Source organism: Bacillus cereus group sp. BfR-BA-01356 (genome assembly GCF_022663635.1).
GTDB classification, from domain to species: domain Bacteria; phylum Bacillota; class Bacilli; order Bacillales; family Bacillaceae_G; genus Bacillus_A; species Bacillus_A cereus.
This window is the reverse complement of sequence record NZ_JAKUFX010000001.1, coordinates 116954-133622: the sequence shown is the minus strand read 5'-3', so window position 1 is coordinate 133622 and position 16669 is coordinate 116954. Positions and strand designations below refer to the sequence as shown.

The window sequence follows — 16669 nt, the reverse complement described above, 5'->3', positions numbered from 1 at the left end:
ACCATGAATATCCATGAGTACCAAGGTAAGGCAGTCCTTAGAAGCTATGGGGTTAGCGTTCCGAATGGGAAGGTTGCATTTACAGTAGAAGAAGCTGTAGAAGCAGCGAAAGAATTAGGAACAGATGTATGTGTAGTGAAAGCACAAATTCACGCTGGTGGACGCGGCAAAGCTGGCGGAGTAAAAGTTGCAAAAAATTTAGATGAAGTTCGTACATATGCAGAAAGCATTTTAGGAACTACACTTGTGACACATCAAACAGGTCCTGAAGGTAAGGAAGTAAAACGCTTACTTATCGAAGAAGGTTGCGATATTAAAAAAGAATATTATGTAGGTCTAGTTTTAGATCGTGCAACTTCTCAAGTTGTTTTAATGGCGTCTGAAGAAGGCGGAACAGAAATTGAAGAAGTAGCAGAAAAAACACCTGAAAAAATCTTTAAAGAATATATTGATCCAGCAGTAGGCTTGCAAGGTTTCCAAGCGCGCCGAATTGCATTTAACATCAATATTCCAAAAGAGCTTGTAGGACAAGCTGTGAAGTTTATGATGGGCTTATATCGTGCGTTTATCGAAAAAGATTGCTCTATCGCTGAGATTAACCCACTTGTTACAACAGGCGAAGGTAAAGTTATGGCATTAGATGCAAAATTAAACTTTGATTCTAATGCGTTATATCGCCATAAAGACATTTTAGAGCTTCGTGATCTTGATGAAGAGGATTCAAAAGAAATTGAAGCTTCAAAATACGACTTAAACTACATTCCTTTAGATGGAAATATCGGTTGTATGGTTAATGGTGCAGGTTTAGCGATGGCTACAATGGATATCATTAAACATTACCACGGTGACCCAGCTAACTTCTTAGATGTTGGTGGCGGTGCAACTGCAGAAAAAGTTACAGAAGCATTCAAAATTATCCTTTCTGACAAAAATGTAAAAGGTATCTTCGTTAACATTTTTGGTGGCATTATGAAGTGTGATGTTATTGCAGAAGGTGTTATTGAAGCAACGAAACAAGTAGGTCTTGAGTTACCTTTAGTTGTACGTCTTGAAGGCACAAACGTAGAACTAGGTAAGAAAATTTTAAATGAGTCTGGCTTAAATATTGTTGCAGCAGAATCTATGGCAGACGGTGCACAAAAAATTGTTTCACTAGTGGGCTAATAGAAAGCGGGGGAGAAAAATGAGCGTATTAGTTAATAAAGATACAAAAGTTATTGTTCAAGGTATTACAGGTTCTCAAGGTTTATTCCATACAAAACAAATGATTGAATACGGTACGAAAATTGTCGGTGGTGTAACACCAGGTAAGGGCGGCACTGATATTGAAGGTGTACCAGTATTTGATACAGTAGAAGATGCAGTGAAAGCAACAGGCGCAAACGCTTCAGTTGTATACGTTCCACCCGCTTTTGCGGCAGATGCAATTATGGAAGCTGTTGATGCAGAAATTGATTTAGTAGTATGTATTACTGAAGGGATTCCTGTATTAGATATGGTAAACGTAAAGAGATATATGGCGGGTAAACATACACGTTTACTTGGACCAAACTGCCCAGGTGTAATCACACCAGATGAATGTAAGATTGGTATTATGCCAGGATATATTCATAAAAAAGGTCATGTTGGTATCGTATCTCGCTCTGGTACATTAACTTATGAAGCTGTACATCAGTTAACACAAGAAGGTATTGGCCAATCTACTGCTGTAGGTATCGGCGGAGACCCTGTTAACGGTACAGACTTTATTGATGCGTTAAAAGCATTTAATGAAGATGAAGAAACACATGCTGTAATTATGATTGGTGAAATCGGCGGTACAGCAGAAGAAGAGGCAGCTGAATGGGTAAAAGCTAATATGACAAAACCTGTTGTAGGCTTCATTGGTGGTCAAACAGCGCCTGCTGGCAAACGTATGGGCCATGCTGGTGCAATCATTTCTGGCGGTAAAGGAACTGCTGCTGAAAAGATTAAAACAATGGAAGCTTGTGGCATTAAAGTAGCTGAAACTCCAGCAGTTATGGGAGAAACGCTAATCTCTGTTTTAAAAGAAAAAGGTTTATTTGAGACTTGTAAAAACTATTAATCTGTTGAAAGACACCTTCTTACTTGAGGGTGTCTTTTTACACTTTTTTCTGTTTACATAATAAAAATTATGGGTAAGGAGAATCAAGATGAAAAGAGAGAGATTATTACATCTTCATTACTTGCTAGCAGATTATTGGAAGGCGATGGAGAGGCTACTATATGTCGATCCAGAATTAAAGAACATATATAAATTTAACGAAAAACAAATGGAACACTACACTGGAATATCCTCGAAAAAATCTTCAGAACTAGTAAAATTTCTTCAAAGTTCAAATCTTCCGCAATATATATCTTATTTAGAGAGAAATCGTATTTTTTATATAACGATATGGGATGAAGATTATCCGCAATTATTACGTGAAATACAAGACCCTCCCTTCGTTTTATATGGAAAAGGAGAGAAAGATTTCCTGAATAAAGTAAATAAATTAGCAGTTGTTGGAACGAGAGAACCATCATTATATGGTCATGAGAGTTTGAAGTTTATTTTACACCCTTTATTAGAAAGAGAGTGGCTTATTGTCAGTGGGTTTGCAAAAGGGATAGATACAATGTCTCATGAGATTACAGTAAGGCATCATCGCCCGACTATTGCGATATTAGGGCATGGATTGTCTTTTATGTATCCGAAAGAAAATAGACATTTATATGAAATGTGGAAGGAATATATATTGTTATTGACAGAGTATCCGCCGCACTATGCACCGAAAAAGTGGTATTTTCCAAAAAGGAACCGGATTATTAGTGGTATAAGTAAAGGTGTTTTAGTTGTAGAAGCGAAATCGAGAAGTGGAACACTTATTACTGCAGACCTTGCGTTAGAGCAAAATAGAGAGGTGTTTGCGCTTCCTGGACCTATATTTATAGAGGGGGCATCGGGAACGAATCATCTTATTCAGCAAGGAGCAAAACTAGTAAGAAATGCAGAAGATATCTTGGAAGAGATTTTAAATTAACCTTATATTTTTATGTTTTTATTAAACAATTATTGACAAATGGTAGATTGGCACTGTATGGTATATTCATTCTTGATTGACAAAAACAAGAGAAATCAATAAGATTAATGAAGACTTGAATCCACCTCTTAAGGAGGCACTAGCATGTCAGATTACCTCGTAATCGTGGAGTCGCCTTCTAAGGCGAAGACCATTGAGAAATATTTAGGGAAAAAATACAAAGTTGTCGCGTCTATGGGACATGTTCGCGATTTGCCAAAAAGTCAAATGGGGATAGAAGTAAAGAACAACTTCACCCCGAAGTATATTACCATTCGTGGTAAAGGTCCCGTCTTAAAAGATTTAAAATCAGCGGCGAAAAAAGCAAAGAAAGTCTATCTCGCGGCCGATCCAGACCGTGAAGGGGAAGCAATTGCTTGGCATTTAGCGAATACGTTAAATGTGGACGTTGAATCAGATTGTCGGGTTGTGTTTAATGAGATTACGAAAGATGCAATCAAAGAATCATTTAAACATCCTCGTGCAATTAATATGGATTTAGTGGATGCACAACAAGCAAGACGTATACTTGATCGTCTTGTTGGTTACAATATTAGTCCTTTATTATGGAAGAAAGTAAAAAAAGGATTAAGTGCAGGACGTGTACAATCTGTAGCAGTTCGTTTAATCATCGAGCGTGAAAGGGAAATTCAAAACTTTGAACCTGAAGAATTCTGGACAATTAAAACAGAATTTGTAAAAGGAAAAGACACATTTGAAGCAAGCTTTTACGGTGTAGATGGTGAAAAAGTTCAATTAACAAATGAAACGCAAGTGAATGAAATAATTGAACAGATGAAAGACAATGCGTTTTCAGTTGAAAATGTAACGCGCAAAGAGCGAAAACGTAATCCTGCATTACCGTTTACAACATCTTCCTTGCAACAAGAAGCAGCACGTAAGTTAAACATGCGAGCAAAGAAAACAATGATGCTTGCACAGCAATTGTATGAAGGGATAGATCTTGGAAAACAAGGAACTGTAGGTCTTATTACGTATATGAGAACTGATTCAACACGTATCTCAGAAACAGCTCAAACAGAGGCTCGTACTTACATCACTGAAGCGTATGGTACGGAATACATAGGAACAGAAAAGAAGAAAGAAACGAAAAAGTCAAATGCACAAGATGCGCATGAGGCAATTCGTCCTACTTCAGTAATGAGAAAGCCAGAGGAACTAAAAAGTTTCTTAGGTCGTGATCAACTTCGATTATATAAATTGATTTGGGAGCGATTTGTTGCAAGTCAAATGGCGTCTGCTATAATGGATACTGTGACAGCGAGACTCATTAATAACAATGTTCAGTTCCGTGCAAGTGGATCGGTTGTAAAGTTCCCAGGATTTATGAAAGTGTATGTAGAGTCAAAAGATGATGGTGCTGAAGAAAAGGATAAGATGTTGCCACCTTTAGAAGTAGGGGAAACTGTATTTTCAAAGGATTTAGAACCAAAGCAACATTTTACACAACCTCCTCCGCGCTATACAGAGGCTCGCCTAGTAAGAACACTTGAAGAACTTGGAATTGGAAGACCGTCAACATATGTACCTACACTTGAAACAATTCAAAAGCGTGGGTATGTAGGTTTGGATAATAAACGCTTCGTTCCGACTGAACTTGGTGAAATAGTAATTGAACTTATTTTAGAGTTTTTCCCAGAAATTATTAACATTGAATTTACTGCCAATATGGAGCAAAGCCTTGATGAAGTAGAAGAAGGAAATGCGAATTGGGTAAAAATTGTTGATGATTTCTACGTAGGTTTTGAACCGCGTTTAGAAAAAGCGGAAAAAGAAATGCGTGAAGTGGAAATTAAAGATGAACCAGCTGGGGAAGATTGTGAATTATGTAATCACCCAATGGTCTTTAAAATGGGTAAATACGGGAAATTTATGGCTTGCTCGAATTTCCCAGATTGTCGTAATACAAAGCCGATTGTGAAAGAAATCGGTGTTACTTGTCCAAAGTGTGATAAGGGTCAAATTATTGAACGCCGTAGTAATAAAAAGAAACGTCTTTTCTATGGGTGCGGTACGTATCCGGAATGCGACTTTGTATCTTGGGATAAGCCAATTGGTCGTAAGTGTCCGAAGTGCGAAGGCATGCTTGTAGAGAAAAAGTTGAAAAAAGGCGTGCAAGTACAATGTATTTCGTGCGATTATGAAGAAGAACAACAAATGTGAGCGTAACTGCTCACATTTTTTTCGGGAAGAAAAGGAAAGGTGATATAAATGACAACACAAGTAGTAAACGTCATTGGCGCAGGTCTTGCAGGAAGTGAAGCGGCTTACCAAATTGCAAAACGTGGTGTCCAAGTTAGATTATATGAAATGAGACCGGTAAGGCAAACGCCAGCTCATCACACAGATAAATTCGCTGAATTAGTATGTAGTAACTCACTTCGTGCAAACACTTTAACAAATGCAGTTGGAGTTATTAAAGAGGAAATGCGCTTAATGGATTCTGTAATTATTCGTGCGGCGGATGAGTGCTCTGTACCAGCTGGAGGTGCTTTAGCTGTAGATCGTCATGAGTTCGCAGCTAAAGTAACAGAATACGTAAAGAACCATCCAAATGTAACTGTAATGAATGAAGAAATTACAGATATTCCAGAGGGACCGACAATTATTGCTACAGGTCCATTAACATCTCCTGATCTTTCTGCAAAATTGAAAGAATTAACAGGAGAAGATTATTTCTACTTCTATGATGCTGCAGCCCCAATCGTAGAAAAAGACAGTATTGACATGAATAAAGTATATTTAAAATCGCGTTATGACAAAGGTGAAGCTGCATATTTAAATTGCCCAATGACAGAAGAAGAGTTTGATCGTTTTTATGAGGCTCTAATTGCTGCTGAGACAGTGCCTTTAAAAGAGTTTGAAAAAGAAATTTTCTTTGAAGGTTGTATGCCAGTAGAAGTTATGGCAAGTAGAGGGAGACAGACGTTAGTATTTGGACCTATGAAACCTGTTGGATTGGAAGATCCAAAAACAGGGAAAACGCCATATGCTGTTGTTCAGTTACGTCAAGATGATGCAGCGGGAACTTTATACAATATCGTAGGTTTCCAAACTCATTTAAAGTGGGGACCGCAAAAAGAAGTGCTACAGTTAATTCCGGGATTGGAAAATGCAGAGATTGTACGTTATGGTGTAATGCATCGTAATACGTTTATTAATTCACCTAATTTGCTTCGTCCAACATATCAATATAAACAACGTGATGATTTATTCTTCGCTGGTCAAATGACTGGAGTAGAGGGATATGTTGAATCAGCAGCATCAGGATTATTAGCAGGAATTAATGCTGCGCGTCTTGTGCAAGGTGAAGAGCCAGTTGTATTACCGCCAGTAACTGCGATGGGTAGCATGGCAAATTACATTACGGCAACGAACGCTAAAAACTTCCAGCCGATGAATGCGAACTTCGGTCTATTTGCACCGTTAGAGAAGAAGATTAAAAAGAAAGCAGAACGAAATGAAGCGTACGCAGCACGCGCTTTAGAAACGATTCGAAATTTTGTAAATATTTAGTTAAATTTCTTGCAAAGGCTACTAAGTTGTGATACGATTTAGTAGCCTTTATTGAGGTGAGTTGTGTGAATGTGAAGAAATTGTTACAATTATTCGTTGGATATTTACAAATTGAAAGAAATTATTCAAAATATACAATTGCAAGTTATCAAAATGATTTAGAACATTTTGTGCAATTTATGGAACGAGAAGGCATATCCTCTTTTTTAGACGTTACATACGCGGATGTTCGTTTGTACTTAACGACGTTGCACGATGAAAAGTTAGCCCGTAAATCTGTCGCAAGAAAAGTATCAAGCTTACGAAGTTTATATCGTTTTTTGATGCGTGAAGGTTATCGAAAGGATAATCCGTTTGCACTTGCGTCACTCCCCAAAAAAGAATTGTCAATCCCAAAGTTTTTATATGCTGAAGAGTTAGAGGAATTATTTGAAGTTTCTGACACGGAAACGCCATTAGGCCAAAGGAATCAAGCTTTATTAGAGTTGATGTATGCGACTGGGATCCGTGTGAGTGAATGTGTCAATTTACAACTTACCGATATTGACTTTGCGGTGGGAACAATTTTAGTAATGGGAAAAGGAAAAAAACAAAGGTATATTCCGTTCGGAAGCTATGCGCAAGATTCTTTAATTACTTATATAGAGAATGGGAGAAAACAGTTAGTTAATAAGACTGACGAAGATTCTCATATGGTATTTTTAAATGCGAAAGGTACACCGCTAACAAGTCGTGGGGTTCGTTATGTTTTAAATGAACTCATTAAAAAGGCTTCGCTGACAATGCGGATAAGTCCCCATATGTTAAGGCATACATTTGCTACACATATGCTAGATGAAGGGGCGGATTTACGTACTGTACAGGAGCTATTAGGCCATGAAAATTTGTCGACGACACAAATTTATACGCATGTCTCTAAAGAAAGATTGCGTTCTGTTTACATGAAGCATCACCCGCGGGCATAAATTGCTTTAAAAGCTATAAAAACAAATAAAGGAGTTTTTTCTATGGGAAATTTCCACGCTACAACGATATTTGCAGTTCATCATAATGGAGAATGTGCAATGGCTGGAGATGGCCAAGTGACAATGGGAAATGCTGTTGTAATGAAACATACAGCTCGTAAAGTTCGTAAACTTTTCCAAGGTAAAGTTTTAGCTGGTTTCGCAGGATCAGTTGCTGACGCATTTACTCTTTTTGAAATGTTTGAAGGGAAATTAGAAGAGTATAATGGCAACTTGCAGCGTGCTGCTGTTGAAATGGCAAAACAATGGCGTGGCGATAAAATGTTACGTCAGCTAGAAGCGATGCTCATTGTCATGGATAAAACAACTATGCTCCTTGTTTCAGGTACAGGAGAAGTGATTGAACCGGATGATGGTATTTTAGCAATTGGATCTGGTGGGAATTATGCACTTTCTGCAGGTCGTGCTTTAAAGCAATATGCAAGTGAACACTTAACAGCGAAGCAAATTGCGAAAGCGAGTTTAGAGATTGCTGGCGATATTTGTGTTTATACGAATCACAACATAATTGTTGAAGAATTGTAGAATCGTAAGGGAGGCATTTTATATGCATTTACATTTTACTCCGCGCCAAATTGTGGAAAAATTAGATCAATACATCATCGGTCAAAAAGACGCAAAGAAAGCGGTTGCTGTAGCGTTGAGAAATCGATATCGCCGCAGTAAATTAGCTGAAAATTTACGTGACGAAATTGCACCTAAAAATATTTTAATGATTGGACCGACAGGTGTTGGGAAAACAGAGGTAGCACGACGAATGGCGAAACTCGTTGGAGCACCTTTTATTAAGGTTGAGGCTACAAAATTCACAGAAGTTGGATATGTGGGTAGAGATGTAGAGTCGATGGTACGTGACTTGGTGGAAACATCGGTTCGTATCGTAAAAGAAGAAATGGTAGTGAAAGTTCAAGATAAAGCAGAAGAGCAAGCGAATCAACGTCTTGTTGAAATTTTAGTGCCGAGTCCGGAGAAGCAATCTGGATTCAAAAATCCATTAGAGATGCTTTTTGGAGGCGCTCAAAATTCGAATCAAACGTCTGATACACAAGAAGATGTTGAAATCGAAAAGAAACGTCAAGATGTAGAGAGAAAGCTTGCTGCAGGGCTTCTTGAAGAAGAAATTGTATCGATTGAAGTGACTGAACAACAGTCTTCCATGTTTGATATGTTACAAGGAACTGGCATGGAACAAATGGGAATGAATTTCCAAGATGCGCTAGGAAGTTTTATGCCGAAAAAAACGAAAAAACGTAAACTTTCTGTAAAAGAAGCAAGAAAACTCTTGACAAATGAAGAGGCACAGCGCTTAATTGATATGGATGAAGTTACACAAGAGGCTGTTTATCGTGCTGAACAGCTCGGGATTATTTTTATCGATGAAATTGACAAAATTGCTGGTAAGCAGTCGAATAGCGTAGATGTATCACGTGAAGGTGTGCAACGTGACATTCTGCCAATTGTAGAAGGGTCGAATGTTGCGACAAAATACGGATCAGTAAAAACGGATTATATTTTATTCGTTGCAGCTGGAGCGTTCCATATGTCTAAACCGTCGGATTTAATTCCGGAATTGCAAGGGAGATTTCCGATTCGAGTAGAATTAACAAAATTATCGACAGACGATTTTGTTAAAATATTAATCGAGCCTGACAATGCGTTAATTAAACAATATATGGCATTATTAGCGACTGAAGGTATAGAAATTGAATTTTCAGACGAAGCTATTCGTAAGATTGCTGAGATTGCTTATCAAGTTAATCAGGATACAGATAATATTGGAGCAAGAAGACTTCATACGATTATGGAGAAGCTCCTTGAAGATTTATCGTTTGAAGCATCTGAAATTACGTTAGAGAAAATAACGATAACACCTCAATACGTTGAGGAGAAATTAGCAACAATTGCTAAAAATAAAGATGTGAGCCAGTTTATTTTGTAATAGTGTCATCAGGTGACTCGCCCTAGTTTCCAAGTGATGAAAAAATATGTGAGTAACATGTAGGAGGAACTTTTGAAATGGAATTATTAGCAAAAACGAGAAAATTAAATGCGTTATTACAGAGCGCAGCAGGGAAGCCTGTAAACTTTAGAGAAATGTCTGACACAATGTGTGAAGTAATCGAAGCAAACGTATTCGTAGTTAGCCGTCGTGGTAAATTACTAGGTTATGCAATTCACCAACAAATCGAAAACGAACGCATGAAGCAAATGCTTGCAGAACGTCAATTCCCAGAAGAATATACACAAAGCTTATTCAACATTACAGAAACATCTTCAAACTTAGATGTGAACAGTGCTTACACAGCATTCCCAGTAGAAAACAGAGAATTATTCGGTCAAGGTTTAACTACAATCGTACCAATCGTTGGTGGCGGTGAGCGTCTAGGTACATTAGTATTAGCTCGTCTTGGTCAAGAGTTCTTAGATGATGATTTAATCCTTGCTGAGTACAGCTCAACTGTTGTAGGTATGGAAATCTTACGTGAAAAAGCAGAAGAAATCGAAGAGGAAGCGCGTAGTAAAGCTGTTGTTCAAATGGCAATCAGCTCATTATCTTACAGTGAGTTAGAAGCAATTGAGCATATCTTCGAAGAATTAAATGGAACAGAAGGTTTACTTGTTGCAAGTAAAATTGCTGATCGCGTAGGAATTACTCGCTCTGTAATCGTAAATGCACTACGTAAATTAGAAAGTGCTGGTGTTATTGAGTCTCGCTCTTTAGGTATGAAAGGAACATACATTAAAGTGCTAAACGACAAGTTTCTACAAGAACTTGCTAAATTAAAAACAAACTAATTTATAAAAAACTCTCCTCAATTGAGGAGAGTTTTTTTGTGCAATGGATAGAAGATGCTTGTGAAAAGTGTCATAAGCGTTTTTTCTGGGAAAACTATTAATTGTATTTACTTTTTTGCTTAAAAGAAAAGAAGGTTGGTAATACTAGAATTCGAGTATGAACAAAGAAAGTTTTACATTGTTCGCATTTTCGACTTGATTGTAATATTTCAGTATGATATAGTAAGCAGTGGTGTCAGTACAAAGTACACACGTTTACTGATTTAAGTGTTGGTGCTACGTTTGTAGTTTCGCTTAGAGATGAAGTAAACGGAGGATATCAAAAACCATTTAGGAGGAACTATATTATGTCAGTAATTTCTATGAAGCAATTGCTTGAAGCTGGTGTTCATTTCGGACATCAAACTCGTCGTTGGAACCCAAAAATGAAGCGTTACATTTTCACAGAGCGTAACGGTATCTACATCATCGACTTACAAAAAACTGTGAAAAAAGTTGAGGAAGCTTACAGAACGATGCGCGACATCGCTGCTGAAGGCGGAGACATCTTATTCGTAGGTACTAAAAAACAAGCACAAGAAGCTATTAAAGAAGAAGCAACTCGTGCTGGTATGTACTTCGTTAACCAACGTTGGTTAGGTGGAACTTTAACAAACTTCCAAACAATCCAAAAGCGTATCAAGCGTCTTAAAGACATCGAAAGAATGCAAGAAGATGGTACTTTCGAAGTACTTCCTAAGAAAGAAGTTGTTCAACTTAAAAAAGAGTTAGAGCGTCTTGAGAAATTCTTAGGCGGTATTAAAGATATGAAAGGTCTTCCAAGTGCATTATTCGTAGTAGACCCTCGTAAAGAGCGTATTGCAGTTGCTGAAGCACGCAAATTACACATTCCAATCATCGGTATCGTTGATACAAACTGTGATCCAGACGAAATCGATCACGTTATCCCAGCAAACGATGATGCAATTCGTGCTGTAAAACTTCTTACATCTAAAATGGCAGACGCGATCCTTGAAGCAAAACAAGGTGAAGAAACTGTTACTGCGTAACAAAGTTGGAAAGGTGATAAGGGGTTCGGCCTTTTATCACCTTTTTTAAGGTATAAACACCTTTATAAAAGGTATAAATACATATTTTAGGAGGATGAAAAGTATGGCAATCACTGCTCAAATGGTAAAAGAATTACGTGAAAAAACTGGCGCAGGTATGATGGACTGCAAAAAAGCTTTAACAGAAACTAACGGCGACATGGAGAAGGCAATTGACTTCTTACGTGAAAAAGGTATTGCGAAAGCTGCTAAAAAAGCAGACCGCATTGCTGCTGAAGGTTTAACTTTCATCGAAACAAACGGTAACGACGCTTTAATCTTAGAATTAAACTCTGAAACTGATTTCGTTGCGAAAAACGAAGGTTTCCAAACACTAATTAAAGAATTAGCTGCTCACTTATTAACTAACAAACCAGCTAACGTTGAAGAAGCTATGGCTCAAACAATGGAAAACGGTAAAAAAGTTGAAGAGCACATCAACGAAGCAATCGCTAAAATTGGTGAAAAACTTACACTTCGTCGTTTCGAAATCGTATCAAAAACTGATGCAGATGCATTCGGCGCTTACCTACACATGGGTGGACGCATTGGTGTATTAACAGTTCTTGAAGGTTCTACTGATGAAGCTGCTGCTAAAGATGTTGCAATGCACATCGCTGCAGTTAACCCTAAATACATCGACCGCGATGCTGTAACAGCTGAAGAAGTTGAGCATGAGCGTCAAGTATTAACACAACAAGCATTAAACGAAGGCAAGCCTGAGAAAATCGTTGCGAAAATGGTTGAAGGCCGTCTAGGCAAATTCTTCGAAGAGATTTGCTTACTTGACCAAGCATTCGTTAAAAACCCTGATATGAAAGTTCGTCAATTCGTTGAGTCTAAAGGCGGAACATTAAAAGGATTCGTTCGCTACGCTGTTGGTGAAGGTATCGAAAAACGCGAAGACAACTTTGCTGAAGAAGTAATGAACCAAGTAAAAGGTAGTAACTAATACAGATTAGGGAACACATTGTGTTCCCTTTTTTAAAATAAAGATGTAAGCAATTGGAGGTTCATTATGAGTAAACCGAAATATAATCGTGTCGTTTTAAAGCTAAGTGGAGAAGCTTTAGCTGGAGAGCAAGGATTTGGAATTAACCCAACTGTTATTAAGTCAGTTGCGGAACAAGTAAAAGAAATTGCAGAACTTGATGTAGAGGTTGCTGTTGTTGTTGGTGGCGGTAACATTTGGCGTGGAAAAATTGGAAGTGAAATGGGCATGGATCGTGCAGGGGCAGATTACATGGGCATGTTAGCGACAGTTATGAATTCATTAGCTCTTCAAGATAGCTTGGAGAATATCGGAATTCAAACTCGTGTACAAACTTCAATTGAGATGCGTCAAGTTGCAGAACCTTACATTCGTCGTAAAGCAGTTCGTCACTTAGAGAAAAAACGTGTTGTTATCTTTGCAGCAGGTACAGGTAACCCATACTTCTCTACAGATACAACAGCAGCATTACGTGCGGCAGAAATTGAAGCAGATGTAATTTTAATGGCGAAAAACAATGTAGATGGTGTATATAATGCGGATCCATCTATTGATCCAACAGCTACAAAATACGAAACGCTTACTTACTTAGATGTATTAAAAGAAGGTTTAGGTGTAATGGATTCTACAGCTTCTTCTCTATGTATGGATAATGATATTCCATTAATTGTATTCTCAGTTATGGAAAAAGGTAATATTAAACGTGCCGTTTTAGGCGAAAATATCGGAACAGTGGTAAGGGGGAAATAAATATGGGACAACAAGTATTGAAGTCTTCAAATGAAAAAATGGAAAAAGCAGTTGCTGCTTATTCTCGTGAATTAGCAACAGTTCGTGCTGGCCGTGCAAACGCGTCTGTATTAGATAAGGTACAAGTTGATTACTACGGTGCACCAACACCAGTTGTGCAATTAGCGAACATTACAGTTCCAGAAGCGCGTTTACTAGTAATTCAACCTTATGATAAAACTTCTATCGGTGATATTGAAAAAGCAATTTTAAAAGCAGATTTAGGCTTAAACCCTTCTAATGATGGAACTGTAATTCGTATTGCATTTCCTGCACTAACAGAAGAGCGTCGTCGTGATCTTGTAAAAGTTGTGAAAAAATATGCTGAAGAAGCAAAAGTTGCTGTTCGTAACGTACGTCGTGACGGAAATGATGATCTTAAGAAGCTTGAAAAAGCTGGCGAGATTACAGAAGATGATTTAAGAGGATATACTGAAGATATCCAAAAAGAAACAGATAAATATATTGCAAAAGTTGACGAAATCGCAAAAAACAAAGAAAAAGAAATCATGGAAGTGTAATAGCGATAACTTCGCAAATATGACCCTCTTCTTAAGGGGGTCTTTTTACACTTTTAGGCATACGTCTGCTTGCTGGAGGGTATGAATGATGTTTAAAAACTTTCCTTTTTTTAAAGGTAAAAAGGACACATCGTTTGATCATCTCGTTGAAGAAGTGAAAAAAGGATATATCCCAGAACATATCGCCATCATTATGGATGGGAATGGAAGATGGGCAAAGAGGAGAGCAATGCCTCGTATTGCGGGACATCATGAAGGTATGCAAGTTGTAAAGAAAATTACAAAATTTGCAAGTAAACTTAATGTGAAAGTGTTAACTCTCTATGCTTTTTCAACTGAGAACTGGAAAAGACCGAAAAAGGAAGTTGATTATTTAATGAAGCTTCCAGAAGAATTTCTAGGTACATTTTTACCAGAATTGATTGAAGAAAACGTACAAGTCCGAGTAATAGGGCAAAAAGATCGTCTTCCTACGCATACACGCAGAGCGATGGAGAAAGCCATGGAAGATACGAAAGAGAATACGGGATTAATTCTTAATTTCGCGTTAAACTATGGAAGTCGAGATGAAATCGTTTCTGCTGTGCAACATATGATGAAAGATAATGAGGAAGGAAAAATTCGTTCTGAAGAGGTAAGTGAAGAAATGCTTTCCTCCTACTTAATGACGAGTTCTTTACCTGATCCAGAGTTGTTAATCCGAACAAGCGGAGAGCTACGTATTAGTAATTTCATGTTATGGCAAATTGCATATTCGGAGTTTTGGTTTACAGACGTGTATTGGCCAGACTTCAAAGAAGAACATTTGCTAAATGCGATTACTGACTTTCAACATAGAGGGCGCAGATTCGGAGGCGTGTAGAAAGAGAGGGTTTGGTAGTGAAACAGAGAATTATTACTGGAGTGGTTGCTGCCGCGCTATTCATTCCCATCGTAATATACGGTGGCGTGCCTTTTACGGTTTTAGTGTATGCACTTGCTTCTATAGGTTTATATGAATTAATTCGTATGAATAAGCTTACGCTTATTTCAGTACCGACAGTTTTAGCTGCAGTATTATTGTGGATTCTTTTAATTCCAAGTAGTGCATCAAAACTGTTTACATGGATTGGATTAGGTAAATTGGAAATCACATTTGTGATTGTTTTATTACTTTTATCATATACAGTCCTTTCTAAGAATACATTTACTTTTGATAATGCTTCATTTTTACTGATGGCAACGACATATGTGGCAATGGGATTCTTATATTTAAATGAAACGAGAATATTAGGAATTAAATATGTATTTTGCGCATTATTTGTTATATGGGCTACTGATTCAGGCGCATATTTCGTAGGAAAAGCATTGGGCAAGAGAAAATTGTGGCCAGAAATTAGTCCAAATAAAACGATTGAAGGTTCATTAGGCGGCATCGTTTGTGGAATTATTGTGGCACTTGTTTACAACGTGTTCTTCCCAGTCGAATCGAATGTAGTAATTTTAATTGTGCTGACAATTATCATTTCTATTTTTGGACAAATTGGTGATTTAGTACAATCTGCTTTTAAACGTCATTATGGCGTAAAAGATTCAGGTACAATTTTACCTGGGCATGGTGGTATATTAGACCGAACAGATAGTTGGTTATTCGTTTTACCAATTCTCTACTTCTTATTACAATACAATTAATAAATGAACGAGGGGTTGGAGTCATGAAAAACATTAGTTTATTAGGTGCAAGCGGATCAATTGGTACACAAACTTTAGATGTATTACGCTCGCACCCAGACCAATTCCGTCTCGTTGCTTTTTCTGTAGGGAAAAATATTGACTACGCAGTAAAGGTAATTCAAGAATTTTCTCCGCAAATCGTCTCTGTGCAAAGAGAGGAAGATGTTTTAAAATTACAATCTGTTTCTGGTAATACAAAAATTGTATATGGTAGTGAAGGACTTTTAGAAGTAGCATTACATCCAGATGCGGAGATTGTAGTAAATGCTGTTGTAGGTAGCGTAGGGTTGTTACCAACACTTCGTGCAATTGAGGCGAAAAAAACAATTGGAATTGCAAATAAAGAAACGTTAGTAACTGCAGGACATCTTGTAATGGAAGCAGCACGAAAACATAATGTTTCGTTACTTCCAGTAGATAGTGAACATTCGGCTATTTTTCAGTGCTTGAATGGTGAAAATGAAAAAAGAATTTCTCGTCTTATTATAACGGCTTCTGGTGGAAGTTTCCGTGATAAAACGAGGGATGAATTGCATCATGTGACCGTAGAAGATGCGCTTCGACATCCAAACTGGTCAATGGGTTCGAAAATTACAATTGATTCTGCTACAATGATGAATAAGGGACTAGAAGTAATTGAAGCACATTGGCTTTTTGGTATCCCTTATGAGCAAATCGATGTTGTTTTACATAAAGAAAGTATTATCCATTCTATGGTTGAATTTGAAGATCGTAGTGTAATGGCGCAGCTTGGTTCACCTGATATGCGAGTACCAATTCAATACGCACTTACATATCCTGATAGATTGCCTCTTTCAGACACAAAACAGTTAAACTTATGGGAAATAGGGACGTTGCATTTTGAGAAAATGGACCAAGAACGATTCCGTTGTTTACGTTTTGCGTATGAAGCTGGAAAAGCAGGTGGAAGTATGCCAGCTGTAATGAACGCAGCGAATGAAGTAGCTGTTGAAGCCTTTTTACAAAAGAGAATTGGTTTCTTAACAGTGGAAGACCTCATTGAAAAAGCAATGAACCATCACAATGTCATTGCACGACCGAGCTTAGAGGAAATTTTGGAAATTGATGCGGCCACAAGACGGTTTGTGATGGAACAAATTTAGCA

16 protein-coding genes are annotated in these 16669 nt (G+C 37.7%); all 16 read left to right on the top strand.

Going from position 1 to position 16669, the window contains the following annotated elements:
* Positions 1-3: 3 nt before the first annotated feature.
* The 16 genes from sucC to dxr all read left to right on the top strand — a co-directional run bounded on the left by sucC (position 4) and on the right by dxr (position 16667).
* On the top strand, positions 4-1164 hold the full coding sequence (gene sucC / locus MR168_RS00610) for an ADP-forming succinate--CoA ligase subunit beta (protein WP_001020791.1): 1161 nt from the start codon (positions 4-6) through the stop codon (positions 1162-1164).
* Positions 1165-1183: 19 nt separating this feature from the next.
* Complete coding sequence (gene sucD / locus MR168_RS00605) at positions 1184-2086, top strand: succinate--CoA ligase subunit alpha (RefSeq protein WP_000115178.1); 903 nt, start codon at positions 1184-1186, stop codon at positions 2084-2086.
* An 88-nt stretch (positions 2087-2174) separates the two neighbouring features.
* Entirely contained in the window at positions 2175-3044 is an 870-nt protein-coding gene (dprA, locus tag MR168_RS00600; RefSeq protein WP_000818043.1) for a DNA-processing protein DprA, read from the top strand.
* Between the two features lie 144 nt (positions 3045-3188).
* Entirely contained in the window at positions 3189-5267 is a 2079-nt protein-coding gene (topA, locus tag MR168_RS00595) for a type I DNA topoisomerase (protein WP_001286963.1), read from the top strand.
* Between the two features lie 48 nt (positions 5268-5315).
* A complete protein-coding gene (gene trmFO / locus MR168_RS00590; protein WP_000213002.1) occupies positions 5316-6620 on the top strand; it encodes an FADH(2)-oxidizing methylenetetrahydrofolate--tRNA-(uracil(54)-C(5))-methyltransferase TrmFO in 1305 nt (434 codons plus the stop codon).
* 65 nt (positions 6621-6685) lie between these two features.
* Positions 6686-7585, top strand: a complete 900-nt coding sequence (gene xerC, locus MR168_RS00585) for a tyrosine recombinase XerC (protein WP_001101243.1) — start codon at positions 6686-6688, stop codon at positions 7583-7585.
* Between the two features lie 42 nt (positions 7586-7627).
* Positions 7628-8170 carry an ATP-dependent protease proteolytic subunit HslV gene (hslV, locus tag MR168_RS00580; protein ID WP_000526272.1) on the top strand — a complete coding sequence of 181 codons (543 nt, stop codon included), beginning with the start codon at positions 7628-7630 and terminating at the stop codon, positions 8168-8170.
* Positions 8171-8192: 22 nt separating this feature from the next.
* Positions 8193-9584 (top strand): ATP-dependent protease ATPase subunit HslU, encoded by a 1392-nt coding sequence (gene hslU / locus MR168_RS00575; RefSeq protein ID WP_000550078.1) that lies wholly within the window; start codon positions 8193-8195, stop codon positions 9582-9584.
* A 77-nt stretch (positions 9585-9661) separates the two neighbouring features.
* Positions 9662-10441: a GTP-sensing pleiotropic transcriptional regulator CodY gene (codY, locus tag MR168_RS00570; RefSeq protein ID WP_000421290.1), complete on the top strand. Its 780-nt coding sequence runs from the start codon at positions 9662-9664 to the stop codon at positions 10439-10441.
* Between the two features lie 347 nt (positions 10442-10788).
* On the top strand, positions 10789-11490 hold the full coding sequence (gene rpsB / locus MR168_RS00565; protein WP_000111485.1) for a 30S ribosomal protein S2: 702 nt from the start codon (positions 10789-10791) through the stop codon (positions 11488-11490).
* Between the two features lie 103 nt (positions 11491-11593).
* On the top strand, positions 11594-12481 hold the full coding sequence (gene tsf / locus MR168_RS00560; protein WP_001018578.1) for a translation elongation factor Ts: 888 nt from the start codon (positions 11594-11596) through the stop codon (positions 12479-12481).
* 66 nt (positions 12482-12547) lie between these two features.
* Positions 12548-13270 (top strand): UMP kinase, encoded by a 723-nt coding sequence (gene pyrH, locus MR168_RS00555; protein WP_000042668.1) that lies wholly within the window; start codon positions 12548-12550, stop codon positions 13268-13270.
* A 2-nt stretch (positions 13271-13272) separates the two neighbouring features.
* Positions 13273-13830: a ribosome recycling factor gene (gene frr, locus MR168_RS00550; protein ID WP_000531501.1), complete on the top strand. Its 558-nt coding sequence runs from the start codon at positions 13273-13275 to the stop codon at positions 13828-13830.
* 85 nt (positions 13831-13915) lie between these two features.
* On the top strand, positions 13916-14692 hold the full coding sequence (gene uppS / locus MR168_RS00545) for an isoprenyl transferase (protein WP_000971296.1): 777 nt from the start codon (positions 13916-13918) through the stop codon (positions 14690-14692).
* A gap of 17 nt (positions 14693-14709) precedes the next feature.
* Entirely contained in the window at positions 14710-15501 is a 792-nt protein-coding gene (gene cdsA, locus MR168_RS00540) for a phosphatidate cytidylyltransferase (protein ID WP_000813594.1), read from the top strand.
* A gap of 23 nt (positions 15502-15524) precedes the next feature.
* The gene (gene dxr / locus MR168_RS00535) at positions 15525-16667 is read left to right on the top strand and encodes a 1-deoxy-D-xylulose-5-phosphate reductoisomerase (protein ID WP_000790373.1); all 1143 of its coding nucleotides are present in this window, start codon (positions 15525-15527) and stop codon (positions 16665-16667) included.
* Positions 16668-16669: the final 2 nt, after the last annotated feature.